This is a genomic window from Agrobacterium sp. FDAARGOS_525 (assembly GCF_003938925.1).
Lineage (GTDB): Bacteria > Pseudomonadota > Alphaproteobacteria > Rhizobiales > Rhizobiaceae > Agrobacterium > Agrobacterium pusense.
The window spans coordinates 1,107,253-1,127,294 of sequence record NZ_RKIU01000004.1 but is presented as its reverse complement, the minus strand read 5'-3'; the positions used below and the strand labels follow the sequence as shown (position 1 = coordinate 1,127,294).

The 20,042-nt window shown below is 60.0% G+C and carries 16 protein-coding genes; 15 read left to right on the top strand and 1 reads right to left on the bottom strand.

The window, feature by feature from the left end; translation table 11 throughout:
• Positions 1-61 precede the first annotated feature (61 nt).
• From ntrB to glpK, 15 genes are all read left to right on the top strand, one after another.
• The gene (gene ntrB / locus EGT36_RS21605; RefSeq protein ID WP_125271062.1) at positions 62-955 is read left to right on the top strand and encodes a nitrate ABC transporter permease; all 894 of its coding nucleotides are present in this window, start codon (positions 62-64) and stop codon (positions 953-955) included.
• A 13-nt stretch (positions 956-968) separates the two neighbouring features.
• The gene (locus EGT36_RS21600; RefSeq protein ID WP_037090393.1) at positions 969-1,766 is read left to right on the top strand and encodes an ABC transporter ATP-binding protein; all 798 of its coding nucleotides are present in this window, start codon (positions 969-971) and stop codon (positions 1,764-1,766) included.
• Positions 1,767-1,771: 5 nt separating this feature from the next.
• Positions 1,772-4,219 (top strand): nitrite reductase large subunit NirB, encoded by a 2,448-nt coding sequence (gene nirB, locus EGT36_RS21595; protein WP_037090395.1) that lies wholly within the window; start codon positions 1,772-1,774, stop codon positions 4,217-4,219.
• Between the two features lie 5 nt (positions 4,220-4,224).
• Positions 4,225-4,560 (top strand): nitrite reductase small subunit NirD, encoded by a 336-nt coding sequence (nirD, locus tag EGT36_RS21590; RefSeq protein WP_037090397.1) that lies wholly within the window; start codon positions 4,225-4,227, stop codon positions 4,558-4,560.
• Positions 4,561-4,798: 238 nt separating this feature from the next.
• Entirely contained in the window at positions 4,799-7,447 is a 2,649-nt protein-coding gene (locus tag EGT36_RS21580; protein WP_125271061.1) for a nitrate reductase, read from the top strand.
• Entirely contained in the window at positions 7,419-8,885 is a 1,467-nt protein-coding gene (cysG, locus tag EGT36_RS21575; RefSeq protein ID WP_172965693.1) for a siroheme synthase CysG, read from the top strand. Before EGT36_RS21580 ends, cysG begins: the two co-directional genes overlap by 29 nt.
• Positions 8,886-9,027: 142 nt before the next feature.
• Entirely contained in the window at positions 9,028-9,801 is a 774-nt protein-coding gene (locus tag EGT36_RS21570; protein WP_006699927.1) for a DeoR/GlpR family DNA-binding transcription regulator, read from the top strand.
• A 108-nt stretch (positions 9,802-9,909) separates the two neighbouring features.
• Positions 9,910-11,433 carry a glycerol-3-phosphate dehydrogenase gene (locus EGT36_RS21565; RefSeq protein WP_125271060.1) on the top strand — a complete coding sequence of 508 codons (1,524 nt, stop codon included), beginning with the start codon at positions 9,910-9,912 and terminating at the stop codon, positions 11,431-11,433.
• Positions 11,434-11,469: 36 nt separating this feature from the next.
• Positions 11,470-12,540, top strand: a complete 1,071-nt coding sequence (locus tag EGT36_RS21560) for an ABC transporter ATP-binding protein (RefSeq protein ID WP_125271059.1) — start codon at positions 11,470-11,472, stop codon at positions 12,538-12,540.
• Between the two features lie 12 nt (positions 12,541-12,552).
• Complete coding sequence (locus EGT36_RS21555; protein WP_022563294.1) at positions 12,553-13,623, top strand: ABC transporter ATP-binding protein; 1,071 nt, start codon at positions 12,553-12,555, stop codon at positions 13,621-13,623.
• A 2-nt stretch (positions 13,624-13,625) separates the two neighbouring features.
• A complete protein-coding gene (locus EGT36_RS21550; protein WP_004437268.1) occupies positions 13,626-14,492 on the top strand; it encodes a carbohydrate ABC transporter permease in 867 nt (288 codons plus the stop codon).
• A gap of 3 nt (positions 14,493-14,495) precedes the next feature.
• Positions 14,496-15,419: a carbohydrate ABC transporter permease gene (locus EGT36_RS21545; RefSeq protein ID WP_004437272.1), complete on the top strand. Its 924-nt coding sequence runs from the start codon at positions 14,496-14,498 to the stop codon at positions 15,417-15,419.
• A 2-nt stretch (positions 15,420-15,421) separates the two neighbouring features.
• A complete protein-coding gene (locus EGT36_RS21540; protein ID WP_004437276.1) occupies positions 15,422-15,715 on the top strand; it encodes a DUF2160 domain-containing protein in 294 nt (97 codons plus the stop codon).
• Positions 15,716-15,789: 74 nt separating this feature from the next.
• Complete coding sequence (locus EGT36_RS21535; RefSeq protein ID WP_004437278.1) at positions 15,790-17,511, top strand: ABC transporter substrate-binding protein; 1,722 nt, start codon at positions 15,790-15,792, stop codon at positions 17,509-17,511.
• Positions 17,512-17,580: 69 nt separating this feature from the next.
• Positions 17,581-19,080, top strand: a complete 1,500-nt coding sequence (glpK, locus tag EGT36_RS21530) for a glycerol kinase GlpK (RefSeq protein ID WP_004437281.1) — start codon at positions 17,581-17,583, stop codon at positions 19,078-19,080.
• 6 nt (positions 19,081-19,086) lie between these two features.
• On the opposite strand, the gene EGT36_RS21525 is transcribed toward glpK, so the two are convergent.
• Positions 19,087-19,947 carry a LysR family transcriptional regulator gene (locus EGT36_RS21525; protein ID WP_044459571.1) on the bottom strand — a complete coding sequence of 287 codons (861 nt, stop codon included), beginning with the start codon at positions 19,945-19,947 and terminating at the stop codon, positions 19,087-19,089.
• Positions 19,948-20,042: the final 95 nt, after the last annotated feature.

The following is a 20,042-nucleotide window of genomic DNA, read 5'->3' as shown; positions in this document are numbered from 1 at the left end:
GCGGCTGAAGAGCGGGTGAGGGGCGAGCCCAGACCGCAACCGACATCAAGAGGAAATGCCCATGTCCGCATTGGTCCGAAAATTCAAGGAAGAGCCGCACCAGCCGGCAGTGCAGAAAGCAAATGTCGTGGCACTTTCGCCCAAACATCCGCCACGGATCGATCTGCGCAAGTGGGGTGCGGCAGCGGCCCGCAACATCATACCGCCGCTGATGGTCCTTGCCGTGCTGCTCGGTGTCTGGCAGCTGCTCTGTTCCGCCCCCGGCGCCTCCCTGCCGCCGCCGAGCCAGGTCTTCGAGGAGAGCTACGATCTCATCGTTTCGCCGTTCTTCCATAACGGCTCGCAGGATATAGGTCTCGGCCTGCGCGTGCTGGTCTCGCTGGAGCGGGTGGCCTACGGTTTCGGCCTTGCCGCCATCGCCGGCATCATTCTCGGGGCTGTCATCGGCCAGTCGGTCTGGGCGATGCGCGGGCTCGATCCGATCTTTCAGGTTCTGCGCACCGTGCCGCCGCTCGCCTGGCTGCCGCTTTCACTGGCCGCCTTTCAGGACAGCAATCCGTCGGCCATTTTCGTGATCTTCATCACCTCCATCTGGCCGGTCATCATCAATACCGCAGTCGGCGTTCGCAATATTCCGCAGGACTATCGCAACGTCGCGCAGGTCCTGCGGCTGAACCAGATCGAATTTTTCTTCAAGATCATGCTGCCATCGGCAGCACCCTACATCTTCACCGGCCTGCGCATCGGCATCGGCCTGTCGTGGCTCGCTATCGTAGCGGCGGAAATGCTGACCGGCGGCGTCGGTATCGGCTTCTTCATCTGGGATGCGTGGAATTCCTCGCGCCTGCCCGACATCATCGTCGCGCTCGCCTACATCGGCGTCGTCGGCTTCATGCTCGACAAGCTGGTGGCGGCGCTCGGCAAGGTCATCACCCGCGGCGCTGCGGCCAACTGAAAGGGCGATAACTATGAACGCGTATCTGAAGCTCGATCATATCGACAAATATTTCGACAAGGGCGGTTCGCGCGCCGACGTGCTGAAAGGCATCAATCTCACCATCGAAAAGGGCGAATTCGTCTCCGTCATCGGCCATTCCGGCTGTGGCAAATCCACCATGCTCAACCTCATCGCCGGGCTGACGAAAGTCTCCGCCGGTGCCGTGCTCCTCGAAAACCGGGAGGTCAACGAACCCGGACCTGAACGCGCCGTCGTTTTTCAGAACCACAGCCTGCTGCCGTGGCTTTCGGTTTATGAAAACGTCAATCTCGCTGTCGAGAAGGTCTTCCGCAATACCAAGACCCGGACCGAGCGGCATGACTGGGTCATGCGCAATCTCGATCTCGTGCAGATGGCCCATGCCAAGGACAAGAAGCCTTCGGAAATTTCCGGCGGCATGAAACAGCGCGTCGGCATCGCACGCGCGCTCGCCATGGAGCCGAAAATCCTGCTGCTGGACGAGCCGTTCGGGGCGCTGGATGCGCTGACCCGCGCCCATCTTCAGGACGCGGTGATGGAAATCCACGCCCGGCTCGGCAACACCATGGTCATGATCACCCATGACGTCGACGAGGCAGTGCTGCTCTCCGACCGTATCGTGATGATGACCAACGGTCCCGCAGCTCACATCGGCGAAGTGCTCGAGGTGCCGCTGGCACGCCCGCGCAATCGTATCGAGCTTGCATCCGACAAGACCTACCTCAAATGCCGCGAGGCCGTGCTGAAGTTCCTTTACGAACGTCACCGCTTCGTCGAAGCCGCGGAGTAACGACCATGACGCAAAAACTCGTCATCATCGGTAATGGCATGGCGCCGGGGCGCATGCTGGAAAACCTGTTCGAAACCGCTCCCGGCCTCTACGATGTCACCATTTTCAACGCCGAGCCGCGCGTCAATTACGATCGCATCATGCTCTCGCCGGTGCTTTCAGGCGAAAAGAGCTACGAGGACATCGTCATCCAAAATGACGACTGGTATGCGGCCAATAATGTGACGCTGCACAAGGGTGCGAAAGTCACCGGTATCGATCGGGACAAAAAGACCGTCACCAGCGAAAACGGTATTACGGCTTCCTATGACAAGCTGGTGATCGCCACAGGTTCTCTGCCCTTCATCATTCCCGTCCCCGGCCATCAATTGCCCGGCGTGCTCGCCTATCGCGATCTCGATGATGTGACGAAGATGCTGGAGATCGCAGAAGGAAAGGGCCGCGCCATTGTCATCGGCGCCGGGCTTCTCGGGCTGGAAGCCGCCTATGGTCTCAAGCGTCAGGGAATGGACGTCACCGTCATCCACCTGATGCCGACGATCATGGAGCGTCAGCTTGATCCGGCAGCGGCCTATCTTCTGGAGAAGGCGCTCACCGAGCGCGGCATCGACATCATCACCAAGGCCAATACCAAATGCATTCTTGGCAAGGAGAAGGTCGAGGGCATCGAGCTGGAAGACGGCAGGATCATCAAAGGCGACATGGTGGTGATGGCGGTCGGTATCCGTCCCGCTTCCGGTCTTGCCAGGGAGGCCGGTCTTGCCGTCAATCGCGGTATCGTCGTTGACGATGGCATGATGACGTCGGACGCCTCGATCTATGCGCTCGGCGAATGCGCGGAACATCGCGGCATATGCTACGGGCTGGTTGCCCCGCTTTATGAATCGGCCCGGGTGTTAGCCGACCGCCTTTGCGGCGGTTCGGCCGAATATCACGGCTCCGTCACTAACACGAAGCTCAAGGTCACCGGCATCAACCTGTTTTCCGCCGGCGATTTCGCAGAAGGCGACGACCGCGAGGAAATCGTGCTGCGAGACGCCACGGCCGGCGTCTATAAGCGCCTCATCCTGAAAGAAAACCGCATCATCGGTGCGGTGCTCTACGGCGAAACGGGGGATGGATCGTGGTTCTTCGACCTGATGAAGAAATCGACCGATATTTCTGCCATGCGTGAGACCCTGATCTTCGGTCAGGCCTATCAGGGAGGGTCGCCGCTGGACCCTATGGCGGCCGTTGCAGCCTTGCCGGATGATGCGGAAATCTGCGGCTGCAACGGCGTTTGCAAGGGTAAGATCACCTCGTCCATTACCTCCAAGGGATTGACGTCTCTGGATGATGTGCGCGCCCACACCAAGGCTTCCGCCTCCTGCGGCAATTGCACCGGCCTTGTCGAACAGCTGATGACGCTGACGCTCGGCGACAGTTATAACCCCGCTGCCGTGCAGCCCATGTGCAAATGCACCGATCTCGGCCACGACGATGTACGCCGTCTCATCAAGGCCAAGGGTCTTAAGACCATTCCCGCTGTGATGCAGGAGCTTGAGTGGAAAACCTCCTGCGGCTGTGCGAAATGCCGGCCGGCGCTCAATTATTACCTCGTCTGCGACTGGCCGGATGAGTATGCCGATGACTACCAGTCGCGTTACATCAATGAGCGTGTTCACGCCAATATCCAGAAGGATGGGACCTATTCCGTCGTGCCGCGCATGTGGGGCGGGGTTACCTCCTCTTCCGAACTTCGGGCGATTGCCGATGTGGTCGACAAGTTCGAAATCCCGATGGTTAAGGTGACGGGCGGCCAGCGCATCGACCTTCTCGGCATCGAGAAGGAGGATTTGCCGGCGGTCTGGGCCGATCTCGGCAAGGCCGGGTTCATTTCCGGCCAGGCCTATGCCAAGGGCTTGCGCACCGTGAAGACCTGTGTCGGCCAGCAATGGTGCCGCTTCGGCACGCAGGATTCCACCGGGCTTGGCATCCGCATTGAAAAATTCATGTGGGGATCGTGGACACCCGCCAAGCTGAAGCTTGCTGTTTCAGGCTGTCCGCGCAACTGCGCCGAGGCCACCTGCAAGGATATTGGCGTCATCTGCGTCGATTCCGGGTTCGAGATCCACTTCGCCGGTGCCGCCGGCCTCGATATCAAGGGCACTGAAGTTCTGGGTCTTGTCAGAACCGAGGATGAAGCGCTGGAGCATATCGTGGCGCTCACCCAGATGTACCGTGAGCAGGCGCGCTACCTTGAGCGCATCTACAAATGGGCCAAGCGCATCGGCTACGACGAGGTTCGTCGCCAGATCATGAATGATGCGGAGAAGCGTCGGGCCTATTTCGAACGCTTCGTCTTCAGCCAGAAATTCGCGCAGGTCGATCCCTGGTCCGAGCGTGTGTCCGGCCACGACAAGCACGAATTCAGGCCCATGGCGGCAATCGGTTTCAGCGAGGCAGCGGAGTGAGAACGATGGACGTCAACTGGATCGATATTGGTGACATCTCCGACATCCCACTGCGCGGCGCACGGTGCGTAAAAACGCCGATGGGCAAGATCGCCGTGTTCCGCACGGCGGAAAATCAGGTCTTCGCCATCGAGGACCATTGCCCGCACAAGGGCGGGCCGCTGAGCCAGGGCATCGTGCATGGCGCTTCGGTGACGTGTCCCTTGCATAATTGGGTCATTTCGCTGGAAACCGGCAAGGCCTTGGGGGCGGATGAGGGCGAGGTGAGGACCATTCCGCTGCGTAATCTGGGTGGGAGGCTTTCGATAGCGCTTGAAACGCTGATGATTGCGGCGGAGTGAGTTGCGATGGCGGTGAGTTTACCCCCCTCTGTCCTGCCGGACATCTCTCCCTCAAAGGGGGAGATCGACAAGCGGAGGGCTCCTCGTTCCCTCTCCACCGGCGACGACGCCAGTTGTGAATGGAAGTTTGTGCCGCGATTGATCTCCCCCCTTGAGGGGGAGATGCCCGGCAGGGCAGAGGGGGGTAAGCGCCACACGTTGAGGCGGCGTAACCGCCACACGCTGAGAGGGCAAACCCATGCCCGTTGAAACCAAAACCACCTGTCCCTATTGCGGCGTCGGCTGCGGCGTCATCGCCACCGTCAACGACGATGGTATCGTTTCCATCAGAGGCGATCAGGACCACCCCGCCAATTTCGGCCGGCTGTGCTCCAAGGGCTCGGCCCTCGCCGAAACCATCGACCTTGAAGGACGCATTCTTCACCCTGAGATCAATGGCAAACGGGCGACATGGGACGAAGCGCTTGATCTCGTCGCTTCCCGCTTCTCCGACACCATTGCCGAACATGGCCCGGATTCGGTCGCCTTTTACGTCTCCGGCCAATTGCTGACCGAGGATTATTACCTCGCCAACAAGCTGATGAAGGGTTTCATCGGTTCGGCCAATATCGATACCAACTCAAGGCTCTGCATGTCGTCCTCGGTCGCCGGCCATCGCCGCGCTTTCGGGGCCGATACGGTGCCGGGCACCTATGAGGATATGGAGCTTGCCGATCTGGTGATCCTCACCGGTTCAAATCTCGCCTGGTGCCATCCCGTTCTCTACCAGAGGCTAGCGGCGGCAAAGGCGGCACGGCCGGAAATGAAAGTCGTTGTCATCGATCCGCGTCGCACGATGAGCGCCGATATTGCCGATATGCACCTCGCCATCCGCCCGGATGGAGATGTGGCGCTGTTTACCGGCCTGCTGGCGCACCTTTCCGGTAGTCCTGCAGTCGATCACGTCTATGTGGAAGATCACACGGTCGGTTTTGATGCCGCGATGCAGGCAGCAACCGAATATAGCCTGCCTGATATCGCTGAGGCCACCGGGCTGACGATTGCCGAACTGATTTCCTTTTACGAATTGTTCGAACGCACCGAAAAAACCGTCACCTGTTACAGCCAGGGCGTCAACCAATCGCAAAGCGGCACCGACAAGGTCAACGCTATCATCAATTGCCACCTTGCGACCGGTCGCATCGGCAGGCCCGGCATGGGACCGTTTTCGCTGACCGGTCAGCCGAACGCCATGGGCGGGCGCGAGGTCGGCGGGCTGGCCAACATGCTGGCCGCCCATATGGCCATCGAAAGTGCCGGGGATCGTGATCGCGTGCAGCGCTTCTGGGCCTCGCCTGCCATTGCGGAAAAACCCGGCCTCAAAGCCGTTGATATGTTTCGGGCCGTGGCCGATGGCCGCATCAAGGCGCTGTGGATCATGGCAACCAATCCAGTGGTGTCCATGCCTGACGCCGGTGCTGTCGAAGCGGCCATCAAGGCCTGTCCATTCGTCGTGGTGTCCGATGTCATGGACAAGACCGATACGGCGCGCCATGCCCATGTGCTTCTGCCATCGCTTGGCTGGGGGGAAAAAGACGGCACGGTCACCAATTCCGAGCGGCGCATTTCCCGCCAGCGCGGTTTTCTCGATACACCCGGTGAAGCGAAGGCGGACTGGTGGCAGATGGCGGAAGTGGGCCGGCGCATGGGTTTCGGCGCAGCCTTTGCCTTCCGGCACGCGTCGGAGATTTTCGCCGAACATGCGGCTCTGTCTGGCTTCGAAAATCTGGGCAGTCGCGATTTCGACATCAGTGGCGTCGACCCGAAAGTCTATGACGGGATGGCGCCCTTCCAATGGCCAAGACCGCAGGCAGGCGACGCCGGCACGACGCGTTTCTTCGCAGATGGCCGGTTTTATCACGCCGATGGCAAGGCACGGTTCATCGTCACAGCCTTGCCGGAGGTGGACAGAACGTCGGCGGACTATCCGCTGACGCTGAATACCGGGCGCATTCGCGACCAGTGGCATACCATGACCCGCACCGGCAAAAGCGCACGCCTTACCGCCCATATCGCCGAGCCATTCGCCGAGCTTCACCCGCGCGATGCACAGGCGCGGGGCATCGAAAGCGCCGATCTGGTAGAGCTGGAAAGTCCACATGGTAAGGTTCTGCTGCGGGCGTTGATCAGCGAAAGGCAGGCGCGCGGATCGGTGTTCGCGCCGATGCACTGGAACGACCAGTTTGCCTCGCTGGCGCGGATCGATATGGTTGTGGCCCCGGTCACGGACCCTTATTCCGGCCAGCCCGCCTCGAAAAACACGGGCGTGAGGGCAAGACGTTTCGAAGCGAAGGCTTACGGTTTCGCCATTTCCCGCACCCGGCCCGATGCGCCGGACTGCGCCTATTGGGCCATTGCAAAGGCGGATGGCGGCTATCGCATGGAGCTTGCCTTTGCGGAAGAGCCGCAGGACTGGACGCTCTGGGCACGACAGGTCTTCGGCATCGACGCCGGGATCGAGCCGCTGGGTTATAGCGACCGGCAAACTGGCGATCTGCGCCTTGCCTTTTTCGATGGCGATATACTGCTGGCGGCGCTGTTCATCGCAAGGCGGCCGGTGGCTGTTGCCCGCAACTGGGCGATCTCGCAACTGACCGAGCGCCATGAGGATCTGCGAATGCGGTTTGCGCTGATCGCCGGTCGCCCCGGAGCGGGCCGTCCCGATCCGGGGGCCACGGTCTGCTCGTGCTTCAATGTCGGCGTCAACCAGATCACGGCCGCAGTCCGGGATGGCTGCCATAGCGTCGAAGCCATCGGCAAGGTGTTGAATGCCGGCACCAATTGCGGCTCGTGCCGCGCCGAAATCAAGGGGGTCATCAATGGATGCCTTAAAACCGCAGCGGAATGAACCGGCCCGTATGGAGAAACTCGCCAAGCTGCCGGTTTTCTGGGGGCTTGAGGGCAAGCGCGTGGTGCTGGCGGGCGGATCGGATGGGGCCGCATGGAAGGCGGAACTGTTGTTGGCTTGCGGCGCGGAATTGCATGTCTTTTGTGAGAGGGGTGACCTGTCCGAGACATTTGCAGGGCTCGTTGTCAGAAGCACTCGCCTGCATTTCCATGCCATGCGCTGGCATAGTGGCATATTCGACAATGCGGAACTGGCGCTGGCGGATTGCGAAACGGATACGGAGGCTGCAGCCTTTCATGCCGCTGCGCGGGCGGCGGGTGTTCCCGTCAACGTCATCGACAAGCCGGAATTCTGCCAGTTCCAGTTCGGCTCCATCGTCAATCGCTCGCCAGTGGTCGTCTCGATCTCCACCGATGGCGCAGCGCCTATTCTGGCTCAGGCCATCCGTCGGCGCATTGAGACATTGCTGCCGCACTCGCTCAGGGATTGGGGTGCGCTTGCCCGGACCATCCGTGAGCGGGTTAACCTGCGGCTGACGCCAGGTCCGTCCCGGCGGCTGTTCTGGGAGAAATTCGTCGATCGGGCCTTTACCGAAAGGCTGGACGAAGACAGCGAAGAACGATTGCTGACGGCTACCGGAATGCAGGCTTGCGAGGTTGGGGGGCGGGTGACGCTTGTGGGCGCCGGCCCTGGAGACGCCGAACTTCTGACGCTGAAAGCGGTGCGCGCCCTGCAGGCGGCAGATGTCATCCTGTTTGACGATCTTGTCTCAGCCGAGGTGCTGGAGCTGGCGCGGCGGGAGGCCAAGCGCATGCTGGTTGGCAAGCGCAGCGGCCGCGAAAGCTGCAGGCAGGAAGATATCAACGACATGATGATCCGGCTTGCAAAGGCGGGAAAAAGGGTGGTGCGCCTGAAATCCGGCGATCCGATGATTTTCGGGCGCGCCGGTGAGGAGATCGCCGCGCTGGCGGCTGAAAACATTCCCGTCGATGTCGTGCCCGGCATCACCGCGGCAAGCGCCATGGCCTCCCGCCTCGGCATTTCCCTGACCCATCGCGACCACGCCCAGTCGGTGCGCTTCATCACCGGCCATTCCCGTCAGGGAAAGCTGCCGGAGAATATTGACTGGACATCGCTTGCCGACCCCGCCGTAACCACGGTTTTTTACATGGGCGGGCGAACCGCGGCGGCAATCCAGTCCTCCTTGCTCGCCCACGGCATGGACGCCTCGACGCCCGTTGCCGTCGTGGTTTCCGTCACCCGGGCGAATGAGCAGCGCTGGCGCGGCCCACTCACGCAACTGTCTGCGGCAATCGAGCGGCTGGGGGTAAACGAGCCCGTTCTGATCGGCATTGGCGATGCGTTCCGCGCCGCTTCCCCGGCGCTGTCCGTGATGAAAGCAAAGGAGATCCTTCCGCCCGTTCTGATAGCTCGCTGACGGACCACGCGCCGCCCCGGCGCAAATTTTTGACACACGACGTCGACGCGGCCACCCATGGTTGGCCTAAACCATCCCTTGACATTGGTTTTTCGTTCGCTCTTCAATAAAACGAAAAAATTGAAAGAGGAGGGAGGGCGAAATGTTGCTCACACCGCGTCAGGATGAAATCGTCGCGCTGGCGAAAGCGAACGGGCGAGTGCTGGTCGACGAGCTGGCATCGCGGTTTTCCGTCACCCCTCAGACGATCCGCAAGGACCTGAACGACCTCTGCGATACCCGTGTTCTGACCCGCATCCACGGTGGCGCGCTTTTTCCAAGCGGCAATGAAAATGTCAAATACGAGGCTCGGCGGGCGATTGCTTCCGTGGAAAAGCAGGCGATCGGAGCCGCTGCCGCCGCTCTCATTCCCAACAATTCGTCGCTTTTCATCAACATCGGCACGACCACGGAGGCGGTGGGCGAAGCGCTGGCGGATCATCACGAACTGATGGTCATCACGAATAATATAAATGTTGCCAACAGGTTACGTGTTTTCCCGGGTATTGAGGTGGTGATTGCCGGTGGTGTCGTGCGCGGCTCCGATGGCGGCATTGTCGGCGAAGCGGCCGTGGATTTCATTCGCCAGTTCAAAGTGGATTTCGCCGTCATCGGCGTGTCCGCCATCGATGAGGACGGCGCCCTGCTGGATTTCGATTTCCGCGAGGTCAAGGTTGCGCAGGCAATCATCTCCAACGCGCGCCATGTGATTCTGGTATCGGATTCGCTCAAATTCGAACGGACGGCCCCTGTCCGCATCGGCCATCTTTCGCAGGTTCATACCTTCATCACCGATCATTGTCCGATTGATTCCATCCGCGGTATCTGCGCCGATCATGATGTCCGGCTGATCGAGACGGAGGCCCGCGGCACCTGATCCACGGGCTGTCGGAATTTCGTTTGACATTCGTTTTGTCTTCGAATTAGATGGTCGTGCTTTCAATATATCGATGAGGAGAGCGTCGATGAAAGCGCGGGAGGGTGCATGTCTGACGAGGCAATTCACGATATTTTCGTGATCGGCGGCGGTATCAATGGCTGCGGCATTGCGCGCGACGCCGTCGGCAGGGGCTATTCCGTCGCACTCGCCGAAATGAACGATTTCGCCTCCGGTACGTCGTCTGCTGCAACCAAGCTCATTCATGGCGGCCTGCGTTATCTCGAACATTACGAGTTTCGCCTGGTGCGCGAAGCACTGATGGAACGCGAGGTTCTGTGGGCCATGGCGCCTCATATCATCTGGCCCATGCGTTTCGTGCTGCCCTTCCAGAAGGGCGGTGTGCGTCCGGCGTGGCTCGTGCGTCTCGGGCTCTTCCTTTACGATCATCTTGGCGGCCGCAAGCTTCTGCCCGCCACCCGCTCGCTCGATCTGCGCCGTGATCCGGCCGGAAAGCCTTTGAAACCGATTTTCGCCCGGGCTTTCGAATATTCCGACGGATGGGTCGATGACGCCCGCCTGGTCGTGCTGAACGCCCGTGATGCCGCTGACCGTGGCGCGTTGATCCTCAATCGGACGCAGGTGGTTTCCGCGCGGCGCGACGGCGCGTTCTGGCGGGTCGAGACGAGAAATGCCGCCGGAGAAACGCAGGTCCACCGGGCGCGGATGTTGGTGAATGCCGCCGGTCCATGGGTCGACAGGGTTCTGTCGGCGACCTTCGGAAAAAACAACGTTCACAATGTTCGCCTCGTCCAGGGCAGCCATATCATCGTGCGCAAGAAGTTCTCCGATCCGCGCGCCTACTTCTTTCAGAATCCGGATGGCCGCATCATTTTCGCCATCCCTTACGAACAGGATTTCACCCTGATCGGCACGACGGATCGCGACTATACCGGTGACCCCCGGGCTGTTAAGATCAGCGACGAGGAAATCAGCTATCTCTGCAGCGCGGCGAGTGAATATTTTGCCGAACCGGTGAAGCCGGCCGATATTGTCTGGACCTATTCCGGAGTGCGGCCGCTTTTTGATGACGGTGCGTCAAAAGCGCAGGAGGCGACGCGTGATTATGTCTTGAAGACCGAGGGGGCCGACGGCGAGGCACCACTTCTCAATATTTTCGGCGGCAAGCTCACCACTTATCGGCGACTTGCCGAACATGCTCTTGAAAAGATCGGCGATGCGCTGGGAACAAAGGGAGCCCCATGGACAGCGGGTTCTCATCTGCCGGGCGGAAATTTCAATGTAGAAGCTTATGCTGCGGAGGTTTCTGCGCTGCTATCGCGTTATCCCTTCCTGGAAAAGCGTCATGCGGAGCGGCTTGTCCGCTGCTACGGCACCGATGTGGCGGCGATGATAGGCAATGCGGCAGACGCGTCGGCGCTTGGGCGGCATTTCGGCGGCACGCTCTACGAAGCCGAAGTTCGCTGGCTGATGGCGCGGGAATGGGCGCTGACGGCGGAGGATATTCTGTGGCGCCGTACCAAGCAGGGGCTTTTTTTGACATCCGACGAGGTGCGCGGGTTGGAGGACTACATCGATGACATTGCAGGTGGACGATTGAAGGCAATCTGACGATCCGGACAAAAGCGGAGGAGGCTTTGGATCACCATGCTTGAATTGCGAAATGTCTCGAAGATGGTGGGCGGTGACTATCATATTCATCCCACGGATCTGACGTTGCAGCGCGGAAGCCTGAACGTTCTGCTTGGACCGGCGCTTTCGGGCAAGACGTCGCTCATGCGGCTTATGGCAGGGCTGGACAAGCCAAGCAGCGGCTCGATCCTGGTCAACGGCGAGGATGTGACCGGCTGGCCGGTCCAGAAGCGCAACGTCGCCATGGTGTACCAACAGTTCATCAACTATCCGGCGCTCAGCGTTTACGAAAACATTGCCTCGCCGATGCGGGTTGCGGGCAAGGATCAGGCAACCATCGACCGGGAAGTGAGAAAAGCCGCGGAGCTTCTGAGGCTTACACCCTATCTCGACCGTACGCCGCTCAATCTTTCCGGCGGCCAGCAGCAGCGCACGGCACTTGCCCGCGCCATCGTCAAGAACGCCACTCTGGTGCTGCTCGATGAGCCGTTGGCCAATCTCGATTACAAGCTGCGCGAAGAATTGCGCGAGGAGCTGCCGCGCATTTTCGCGGAGTCGGGCGCGATCTTCGTTTATGCCACCACAGAGCCGTCAGAGGCGCTGCTGTTGGGCGGCAATACGGCAACACTCAACGAGGGCAGGGTAACCCAGTTCAGTCGCACCATCGAGGTTTACCGGCGCCCGGTGGATATTGTGACGGCGGAAATTTTCGCCGACCCGCCGCTCAACACCATCGAGGTCATCAAGACGGGTGGAGCCTTTACCCGTGCTGATCGCGCCGTTGTCGCGGTGCCGGCGCACCTTGCCACCGTGCCGGATGGACCTTTGACCATCGCTTTCCAGCCGCATCATCTTTTCCCGCAGGCGAAGGGTGAAGCACGGCAATCCATACGGGCGCGGACGCTGATCTCGGAAATCGCGGGGTCGGAAAGCTTCGTGCATGTGGAATTTTCGGGCCGACGCTGGGTCATGCTGGCGCATGGCATTCACGACATCGAACCGGACAGGGATATCGAGCTGTTTCTCGATACAAGCCACCTGATGGCATTCGACGCAAATGGCCGCGCCATCGGCGAAGCGGCGTAAGGGGGATCGGTCATGGCACGTATCACGCTCGATCATATCCGCCACGCCTATAACGCCAAGGCGCAGGCTGCCGGCGATTATGCGCTGAAGGAGGTTCATCACGAATGGGAGGATGGCGGGGCCTATGCACTTCTCGGTCCCTCCGGTTGTGGTAAGACCACGCTGCTCAACATCATTTCTGGCCTGCTGCGCCCCTCCGAAGGCCGTATCGCGTTCGACGGAACAGACGTCACGGATTTTGCGACTGAAGATCGCAATATCGCCCAGGTGTTCCAGTTCCCGGTCGTTTACGACACGATGACAGTTTACGACAATCTTGCTTTTCCGCTGCGCAACCGGCATGTGCCGGAGGCCGAGGTCGACCGCCGCGTGCGGGAAATCCTTGAGATGACCGACCTTTCCGGTATGGCAAAACGCAGGGCCCGCGGGTTGACGGCGGACCAGAAGCAGAAGATCTCGCTGGCGCGCGGCCTCGTACGCTCCGACGTCAACGCCATTCTCTTTGATGAGCCGCTGACGGTCATCGATCCGCATATGAAATGGGTGCTGCGCTCGCAGCTGAAGCGCCTGCATCGCCAGTCCGGTTTCACCATGGTCTACGTCACCCATGATCAGACCGAAGCGCTGACCTTCGCCGACAAGGTGGTGGTGATGTATGACGGCCAGATTGTCCAGATCGGCACGCCGGCTGAGCTTTTCGAGCGGCCGGGGCATACATTTGTCGGTTATTTTATCGGCTCGCCGGGCATGAATGTTCTGCCCGCCAATATCGAGGGGACGACGGCTGTAGTCGGCGGTCTTGGTGTGCCGCTGGCAGGTGCGCCGACGATCGCATCGGGGCAGCGCATCGAAATCGGCATCCGCCCGGAATTCGTCCGGCTGGAGCGCGGCGGCATGCCCATCACTGTCGATAAGGTCGAGGACATCGGCCGGCAGAAGATCGTGCGTGCCCGGTTCGCCGGCCAGAAACTCGCGATCGTCGTTGCGGAAGACGAGGAAATCCCGGCGGAGGCGGGTGTGCGCTTCGACCCGGCCGCGATCGGTGTTTTCGCCGATTCCTGGCGTGTAAAGATGGGGGCCTGACCATGGAAAAAAGCTGGAACAACAAGGCATGGTTCATGGTGCTGCCGGTGCTGGTGCTGGTCGCCTTCTCCGCCGTCATTCCATTGATGACCGTCGTGAATTATTCGGTGCAGGACACCTTCGGCAACAACCAGTTCTTCTGGGCGGGAACGCAATGGTTCGAGGAAATCCTGGCGTCGGACCGGTTCTGGGATGCGCTGGGGCGCAATCTGCTATTCTCCGGCATCATCCTCGCGATTGAAATTCCGCTCGGCATCTTCATCGCACTCAAAATGCCGAAATCCGGCATCGGCGTGCCGATCTGCCTCGTCACCATGGCACTGCCGCTGCTGGTGCCGTGGAATGTGGTGGGCACGATCTGGCAGGTCTTCGGGCGCAGCGATATCGGACTTCTCGGTTATTACGCCAATCAGCTCGGGCTCGACTACAACTATGTCAACGATCCCGTCGATGCCTGGATTACCGTCGTCATCATGGATGTGTGGCACTGGACGAGCCTTGTCGTGCTTCTGTGTTATGCCAGCCTGGTTTCCATTCCTGACGCCTATTATCAGGCGGCAAGGATCGATGGCGCGTCGCGTTTTGCGGTGTTCCGGTTCATCCAGCTGCCGAAGATGAAACGGGTGCTGCTGATCGCCTTCCTGCTGCGCTTCATGGACAGTTTCATGATCTATACCGAACCCTTCGTCGTCACCGGCGGCGGCCCGGGCAATTCCACAACCTTCCTGTCCATAGATCTCGTGAAGATGGCACTTGGCCAGTTCGACCTCGGCCCGGCAGCGGCCATGTCGCTGATCTACTTCCTCATCATCCTGCTGTTATCGTGGGTGTTCTATACCGTGATGACCAGCCACGACGCGGAGACCTGAGTCATGAGCGCCTCCAATGTCACGACCGGCGTGGAACGTAACGGCTTGGTCTCCGGCTCGTCGGGCGTTGCCACGTCGGCAAGACCCAGCTTTGCCGCAACGGCGCGCTCACGCCGCCATCACGGGCCATCCCGGTTTTCCTGGCTGGTGCCGACCATCTACATCCTGCTTCTGCTCGTGCCGATCTACTGGCTTATCAATATGAGCTTCAAGACGAATGCGGAAATCGTCTCTTCCATGACGCTCTATCCGCATCAGCCGACGCTGCAGAACTACAGGACGATCTTCACCGATTCATCCTGGTATTCCGGCTATATCAATTCGATCATTTATGTCGTCATGAACATGGTGATCTCGGTGGCTGTCGCGCTGCCAGCGGCCTATGCCTTTTCGCGTTACCGTTTTCTCGGCGACAAGCACCTGTTCTTCTGGCTTTTGACCAACCGCATGGCGCCACCGGCGGTCTTTGCCCTGCCGTTCTTCCAGCTCTATTCCGCTTTCGGGCTGATTGACACGCATATTGCGGTGGCGCTCGCGCATTGCCTGTTCAACGTGCCGCTGGCGGTTTGGATTCTCGAAGGTTTCATGTCCGGCGTGCCGAAGGAAATCGACGAGACCGCCTATATTGACGGCTACTCCTTCCCGAAATTCTTCGTGAAGATCTTCATGCCGCTCATCGCTTCCGGCATCGGCGTGGCCTGCTTCTTCAGCTTCATGTTCTCGTGGGTCGAGCTTCTGATCGCCCGCACGCTGACCACCACGGACGCAAAACCGATCGCCGCGACGATGACGCGCACCGTCTCTGCCGCCGGCATGGACTGGGGCCTGCTTGCCGCTGCCGGCGTGCTGACGCTGATACCCGGCGCTCTGGTGATCTGGTTCGTGCGCAATTACATCGCCAAAGGCTTTGCGCTGGGAAGGGTTTGACCATGACGAAGATGCCCGATTTTACCTGGATGGCGTGGACGTGGCAGACGGCGGCCTTTTTCGGCACCATCGCGGTTTTGCTGGTCGGCATGTGGTTCTGGGAACGTCTCTCGCCCGGCGGCAATCCCCGCTTCGGCCTGTTGCGCTTCGAAACGACGCGTGGTGACAGGCTGTTCATCTCGCTGCTTGGCAGCGCCTTCATTCATCTCGCATGGCTCGGGCTGGTCGGCCCGAACCTGTGGTGGGCTCTCGCTCTATCCGTGGTCTACGCCGTTGGCGTTTTCCGTTTTGTCTAGAGCAGGAAAAGATGCGGCGGAGGAAAACCGCATCTCGCAGACTTCATGCAATCGCAACCCTTGGGAGGACTGATATGCGACGGCATCTGATGACGACGACGGCAGCCATGCTGCTGGCAATGACAGGTTCGGCTTTTGCCGGAATGGAGGAAGCAAAGCAGTTTCTGGACAAGGAAATCGGCGACATGTCGGCGCTTTCCCGTGCAGAGCAGGAAAAGGAAGTACAATGGTTCATTGATGCCGCGAAGCCTTTCGCGGGCATGGAGATCAAGGTCGTATCCGAATCCCTGACCACGCATGAATATGAATCAAAGGTTCTGGCGCCTGCATTTACCGCCATTACCGGCATCAAGGTGACGCACGACCTTATCCAGGAAGGTGACGTTGTCGAAAAGATCCAGACCCAGATGCAGACCGGCCAGAACCTTTACGATGGCTGGGTCAACGACAGCGACCTCATCGGCACCCATTGGCGTTACCAGCAGGTGCGCAACCTGACGGACTTCATGGCCAATGAAGGCAAGGATGTCACCAATCCCGGTCTCGACCTCAAGGACTTCATCGGCAGCGCGTTCACGACGGCACCGGACAAGAAGCTCTACCAGCTTCCCGACCAGCAGTTCGCGAACCTCTATTGGTTCCGTTACGACTGGTTCAACGACGACAAGAACAAAGCGGACTTCAAGGCCAAGTACGGCTACGACCTCGGCGTTCCCGTCAACTGGTCGGCCTATGAGGACATCGCCGAATTCTTCACCGGCCGCGACGTCGGCGGCAAGAAGGTCTTCGGCCATATGGACTACGGCAAGAAGGACCCCTCGCTCGGCTGGCGCTTCACCGATGCCTGGCTCTCCATGGCCGGCAATGGCGACAAGGGCCTGCCAAACGGCCTGCCGGTCGATGAATGGGGCATCAAGGTCAATGACAAGTCGCAGCCGGTCGGCTCCTGCGTGGCCCGCGGTGGCGATACCAACGGTCCCGCTTCGGTCTATTCCATCGAGAAATATCTCGAATGGCTGAAGAAATATGCGCCGCCGGAAGCGCAGGGCATGACCTTCTCCGAGTCAGGACCGGTGCCGGCACAGGGCAACATCGCCCAGCAGATCTTCTGGTACACGGCCTTTACTGCCGACATGGCCAAGCCCGGCCTGCCTGTGGTGAACGAGGACGGTTCGCCGAAATGGCGCGTCGCACCCTCGCCGCACGGCGTCTACTGGAAGGACGGCATGAAGCTCGGTTATCAGGATGTGGGTTCCTGGACGTTGATGAAATCCACGCCAGACGACCGCGCCAAGGCCGCATGGCTCTATGCGCAGTTCGTGACCTCAAAGACCGTGGATGTGAAGAAGAGCCACGTCGGTCTCACCTTCATTCGTGACAGCACCATCCATCACAAGAGCTTTACGGACCGGGCCTCCAAGCTCGGTGGTCTTGTCGAGTTCTATCGCTCGCCGGCCCGCGTTCAGTGGTCGCCGACCGGCACCAATGTTCCTGATTATCCAAAGTTGGCGCAGCTCTGGTGGCAGGCAATCGGCGATGCGTCGTCGGGTGCCAAGACCGCTCAGGCTGCCATGGACTCGCTCTGCGCTGAACAGGAAAAGGTCATGAGCCGCCTGGAACGTGCTGGCGTGCAGGGCGATATCGGCCCGAAGCTGGCGGAAGAGCATGATATCGAATACTGGAACAAGGACGCCGTTTCGAAGGGCAATCTCGCGCCGCAGCTAAAGATCGCCAACGAAAAGGAAAAGCCGGTCACCGTCAATTACGACGAACTGGTGAAAAGCTGGCAGAAGTGATGTCTGCATAAAATCTTAAATCGGGGCGGCTCTGCCGCCCCGTCATTGCGTTTGAAAGGGAGTGACATAATGGGCGGTTATATTCTGGCGATCGATCAGGGCACGACATCGACAAGGTCGATGGTCTTTGATCGCGACATGCGGGTCATCGGTGTCGGGCAGCGAGAATTTCCGCAGCATTTTCCTGCCTCCGGCTGGGTCGAACACGATGCCGAAGACATCTGGAAGAGTGTGCTTGAAACCATCCGACTGGCGCTTGCCGATGCCGGCATCGCCGCAACCGATATAGAGGCGATAGGCATCACCAATCAGCGGGAAACGACGGTGCTGTGGGACCGCAACACCGGCGAAGCGGTGCACCGCGCCGTGGTCTGGCAGGATCGCCGTGCCGCCCCGGTCTGCGAGGATTTGAAAAGAAGGGGGCTGGAACCGCTCTTCTCTAAAAAGACCGGACTGCTGCTCGATCCATATTTTTCCGGCACGAAGCTGAAATGGCTCTTGGACAGCGTCAGCGGTCTTCGCGAAAGGGCGGGCAAGGGAGAAATCTGCTTCGGTACCGTCGACAGTTTCCTGATCTACCGTCTCACCGGCGGCCGCCGGCACGTGACCGACGCCACCAACGCCTCGCGAACGCTGATCTATAATATCGAAGACAATGTCTGGGATGATGAGCTCCTGTCCATCCTCGACATCCCCCGCGCCATGCTGCCGGAGGTTCTGGATTGCGCCGCCGATTTCGGCGTAACTGACAAGTCGCTTCTGGGCGCGGAAATTCCGATCCTCGGCGTTGCGGGCGACCAGCAGGCGGCGGTGATCGGCAATGCCTGCTTCGAGCCGGGCATGATGAAATCGACCTACGGCACCGGCTGCTTCGCACTTCTCAATACGGGCACAGACCGGGTGGCCTCCACAAACCGGCTCCTGACGACGATTGCTTATCGTCTCGACGGCGTGACGACCTATGCGCTGGAAGGCTCTATCTTCATCGCCGGGGCGGCGGTGCAGTGGCTGCGTGACGAGCTTGGTTTCATCTCGGTTGCATCAGAAGTCAGCGCGCTTGCCGAAAAGGCCGATCCGAAGCAGCGCGTTTATCTCGTGCCTGCGTTTACCGGTCTTGGCGCGCCTTATTGGGATGCCGAAGCGCGGGGTGCGATCTTCGGCCTCACACGCGGGACGGGCCCGGCGGAATTTGCCCGCGCGGCGCTCGAAAGCGTTGCCTATCAGACGTTCGACCTGCTGGATGCGATGCGCAAGGACTGGGCAGGTGACAATGGCAAGACGGTGCTGAGGGTCGACGGCGGCATGGTCGCCTCCGATTGGACGATGCAGCGGCTGGCAGATATTCTCGCCGCGCCCGTCGATAGACCGGTGTTTCTCGAGACGACAATCCTTGGTGCCGCCTGGCTTGCGGCCTCACGTGCCGGCATCTGGCCGGACCGGAAGGCCTTCGCCGACCATTGGCGGCGCGACCGCCGCTTCAGCCCCGAGATGGAAGAGAGCGAGCGGAAGAACGCCATCGCAGGCTGGCGCGACAGCGTCGGCCGTTGCCTCTCGAAACGGGACAATTAAGGCCGGTTACACGAAACTGCCGGGTGCGATGCTCTTGCTGGAAACGAGATCGGAAAGGGCGCGCACCAGCTCCGCCTCCGCGCCCTTGCTCGGTTGAAGCACGAATTCCACGTCTTCCAGCAGCGGCAGCACGCCTGCGGCAATCTCCTTCAGACCAGCCGGCGCCATGCTGCGCGGCTGCACCAGAATGCCCATGCCCGCCCTTGCTGCGGCGGTTAGTCCACTGAGACTGCCGCAGGTGCAGACGATCCGCCAGGCGAGACCGGCCCGGTCCAGTGCCTCCTGCGCCGCCTTCCGGGTGATGCTCGGTGGCGGAAAGGCAATCAGCGGGAGCGCATCCGGCTGGTTCAGCATCCGCTCAGGATCGCGCGCCAGCCAGACGAGCGGTTCGCGATAAAGGAAATGACCAAGCTTGTCGCCGAGACGACGCTTGGCCAACACCACGTCAAGTTCGCCATTGTCCTGCATCTGGTAAAGCACACCGCTCAGCGAGACCGTTAGTTCAAGGTCAACCAGCGGGTAAAGCCGAATGAATTCCTCCAGAATGGTCGTAAGGCGACTGGCGACAAAATCTTCCGACACACCAAGCCGCAGCCGACCGCGCAGGCGGCTTTCGCTGAAGAGCGAAGAGACCTTGCTATCGATTTCAAGCATGTTGCGAGCGTAACCGAGTAATGCCTCACCCTCGCCGGTCAGTTTTACCTGATGGGTGTTGCGTGCGATCAATCGGCGGCCAAGGGAGGCTTCAAGCCTCTGAATATGCTGGCTGACAGTGGATTGGCCAATGCCGAGCCGTTCGGCAGCAAGGGTAAAACTGCCGGTTTGCTGGAGCATGACGAAGCTGGCAAGATGTTGAAGGTTCAGCATTATCTCAAATCATGATAACTGTTAATCTTTGCATCCGAAATCATGATGAGCGATAGTGGCGCGCGTTTCAAGCAAAACCGCTGCCGGAAAGACCT